Here is a 1,188-nt window from a genome sequence, read left to right as displayed (position 1 = left end):
TCCTGCTGGACAAGCTGGGCGTAGACCCGGAGTGGACCCAGACCCGCCTGGGCGATGGCTTCTATGAGCAGCGTCTGGTGCTGGACCAGATCACCCAGCTCACCGGCCGTCGTTACCTGGGCAATTACGCCGATGGCGTGGCGCAATACCGCGCCTTGCTGGAATCCGGTGTGGCTGCTGCAGGCCAGCTGCAATTGAGCATGGGCGTGGGCTTGACCGCCGCGCAGGCCGCTGCACTCACGCAGGACATCGTGTGGATGGTGGAGCAGGAGTACCAGGACCAGACCGTGCTGGTGCCGGTGGTCTACCTGGCGTCCAACTCGCTGCAGCTGCGTGGCAACGGCGCGCTGATCGCTGGCGGCAACGTCGAACTCAACGCCACCAACGCCATGAGCAATCAGGGCGTCATTGCCGGCGCCGATGTCAGCATCACCGCCGGCAACCTGCTCAACCAGGGCCGTATCAGCGGCACCGGCACCGTGGCATTGGAAGCGCGCAACGACCTGCTCAACCAGGGCCAAATCGAGGGGCGCGATGTGGGGCTGGCGGCCGGCAACAATCTGGTCAGCGAAGCGTCCAAGGCCATCAATGGCGTCGGCATCCTGTCGGGCATCACTGCCAGCAACACCTTGCAACTGATGGCCGGCAATGACATGACGTTGACCGGCACCCGTGTGCAGGCCGGTGGCAGCGCGGCGTTGATCGCCGGCAACAACCTCAGCCTCACGCCCAGCGCCTTGCGTGACGACAACGGCCTGCTGCGCGGCGGCGACGCCGTGTCGGTGACTGCGGGCAAGGACCTGATCGTCTCGGCCGGCAACGATCTGCAACTGCATGGCGTGACCATCAAGGCCGGCGGCAGCGCGGCACTGCAGGCGGGCAACGACCTCTCGCTGACGCCGGCCACTGGTCTCGACGGCAAGCCCACCACCCGCACCAGCATCAGCACCGGCGACAGCCTGCAACTCAACGCGGGCAACGACCTGACCATCCGGCAGGCCGAGGTGAAGGCAGGCGGCGATCTGATCGCCGCAGCGGGCAACAACCTCAACGTCGAGTCCGTGCTCAACGAGACCGAGACCAATAGCTACAACGCGCGCAACGGCAAAACCCGCGTCACCACCACCACAGCCACGCAGACCATCGACCAGCAGGCGCTCACCGCTGGCGGCAACCTGATCCTCAGCG

The 1,188-nt window shown here is 66.1% G+C and carries 1 protein-coding gene; it reads left to right on the top strand.

Annotation, left to right across the window (positions count from 1 at the left end; all coding sequences use genetic code 11):
• On the top strand, nt 1-1,188 hold a 1,188-nt coding region (locus J7396_RS22360; protein ID WP_244669842.1), incomplete at both ends, for a hemagglutinin repeat-containing protein.

The sequence above is a fragment of the Xanthomonas sp. A1809 genome (assembly GCF_017746015.1).
GTDB lineage: Bacteria > Pseudomonadota > Gammaproteobacteria > Xanthomonadales > Xanthomonadaceae > Xanthomonas > Xanthomonas euvesicatoria.
Note: the sequence above shows the minus strand (reverse complement) of the source record. Positions and strands in the feature narration are given on the sequence as shown.